At 64.0% G+C, this 2,149-nt stretch carries 1 protein-coding gene; it reads right to left on the bottom strand.

The genetic code is table 11. The features are described from left to right. Positions 1–2,149, bottom strand: a 2,149-nt coding sequence (locus QBK88_RS30635) for a condensation domain-containing protein (RefSeq protein WP_277965038.1), incomplete at both ends; no start/stop codon positions are given.

Genomic DNA, 2,149 nt, shown 5'->3' with positions numbered 1-2,149 from the left:
GGCCTTGTCCTGACGCATGGCCGGAGCCAGGCGCGTGGGGGCTTGCAAGGGCTCGAGCTGCTGCAGCCAGAAAGCCTCGCTGCGGGCAGCGTCCTGCTGCTGCAACCACTGGATGTAATCGCGATAAGGTGTCGCCTTGACCACCTGGACCTGACCTGCATAGCGTTGCAGCACTTCACCCAGCAACTGCGAATTGCTCCAGCCGTCCATGAGAATGTGGTGACTGGTGTAGACCAGGTGGTGACGATCATCATCGATCTTGAACGCAGCCATCCTGAGCAAGGGGCCCGCGTGCAGGTCGAAACCGGCGCGACGATCCGCCTGGGCCCACGTGTCCAGCGCCATGGCCACATCGGGCCGCCCGGACCAGTCCTGGCTGCTGAATGCAATGGCCACCTGCTTGTCCACCACCTGCAACGCTTGCTCGAAACCCGTCAGAAAGCGTGCACGCAGCACATCATGGGCGTCCACCGCTTGTTGCCAGGCGTCGTGGAACCGCTGCACGTCCAGGCCCTGCACGTCCACGCGCAATTGGTTGATGTAACTGCCTGTCTGCTGTTCGTAGAGGGAGTGGAACAGCATGCCCTGCTGCATGGGTGAGAGCGGGTAGATATCCTCCATACCGACAGTGGCGAGGCTATCGAGCTGCCGTTGGTCCAAGCCGGCAAGCGGGACATCGGAAGGAGTCAGGCCATTGGCGTCGTCAGCCAGGCAGTGCCCGACCAGCAAGGCCAACTCAGCGGCATATTCGTCGGCAAGCCGCTGAATGGTCTGTTCGTCGAATACCTCGCGACTGAAGCTCCAGCCAAGGATCAATTCACCCCCCTGTACCTGGCCATTGAGGGTCAGCCAGTTGCTCAGCGGCGCCTCCAGGCTTTGGCTGTCACCGGTGCCTTCCTGCGCCAACCTCAGGAACGGCGCGTCGACGCCACCAGCGTCGGGATCGGCCAACGCCGCGTCCAGCTGGCCCAGGTAGTTGAAGGTGATGCGCGGCACCGGCAAGCGCGCCAGCGCTTCGCGCGCCGCCGTATCACCCAGGTAGCGCAACGCACCGAAACCGATGCCCTGGTTCGGCACCGCGCGCAGTTGCTCCTTGATGTGCTTGATCGAGTCGGCCATTGACCCCACAGGGTTCAAACGCACGGGATACAAGCTGGTAAACCAGCCCACGGTGCGGGTCAGATCAACATCATCGAAGAGCTCCTCGCGGCCATGCCCCTCCAGTTGAACCAGCACGTCATCGTGCTCCGTCCACCGCCCGATCACGCGGGCCAGAGCCGTCAACAACAAGTCGTTGATGCGCGTACGGTAAGCAGCGGGGGCCTGCTGCAACAACTGCCGGGTCAGCGTGCTGTCCAGGCGTGTGTGCGCCCGGGCGGCGTGCCGCCCCTGCTGCGAGCCCAGCGGGTTCTTGCAGGGCAGTTCGGGGTTCGTGCCCGCCAGGGACGAAGCCCATTGCTCCCGTTCCTGCCGTAGGGTGTCGCTGTTGGCATGGGCTTGCATGTGCTCCGCCCAGGCCTTGGTCGAGCTGGTCTTGGCAGGCAGCACGATCGGTTGCCCGGCCTGCAGTTGAGCGTAGACAGTCTGCAGGTCTTGCAACAGGATGCGCCACGAAACACCATCCACTACCAGGTGATGGATCACCAGCAGCAAACGCTGCTCATCGTCCCCCACCTCAGCAAGCACCGCTCGAATCAGCGGTCCCTGCCCAAGCGCAAGGCTGCGCTGTGCCTTGTCGCACAAGCTCTTGAGCCCGGCCACCTCAGGCAACACAGCCTGCCACACCAGGGGCTCGGGCTGACCGCCCTGCGCATGATAATACGCCTGCCAGGTGCCATGGTCTCGCTGCTCAAAGCCCAGGCGCAGGGCATCGTGGTGCGCCACCAGTGCCTGCAATGCCTGCTCCAGCACTGACGCCTCCAGGCGTTGGCCCGGGGTCAGCAGCAACGACTGGTTCCAGTGATGCCGGTCCGGGATGTCCTGTTCGAAGAACCACTGCTGGATCGGCAGCAGCAGCGCCTGGCCGGTCACCGGCCCCTGGTCGATCTGTACACCGCCCTGCTCGCCCACCCGCGCCACGGCCGCCAAACCTTGCACGGTCTGGTGCTGGAACAGTTGCTTGGGGGTGAAATGAATGCCCGCCTGCCGT

Source organism: Pseudomonas sp. RIT-To-2 (genome assembly GCF_029623465.1).
GTDB classification, from domain to species: Bacteria; Pseudomonadota; Gammaproteobacteria; order Pseudomonadales; family Pseudomonadaceae; genus Aquipseudomonas; species Aquipseudomonas silvicola.
This window is presented reverse-complemented; position numbering and strand designations above follow the sequence as displayed.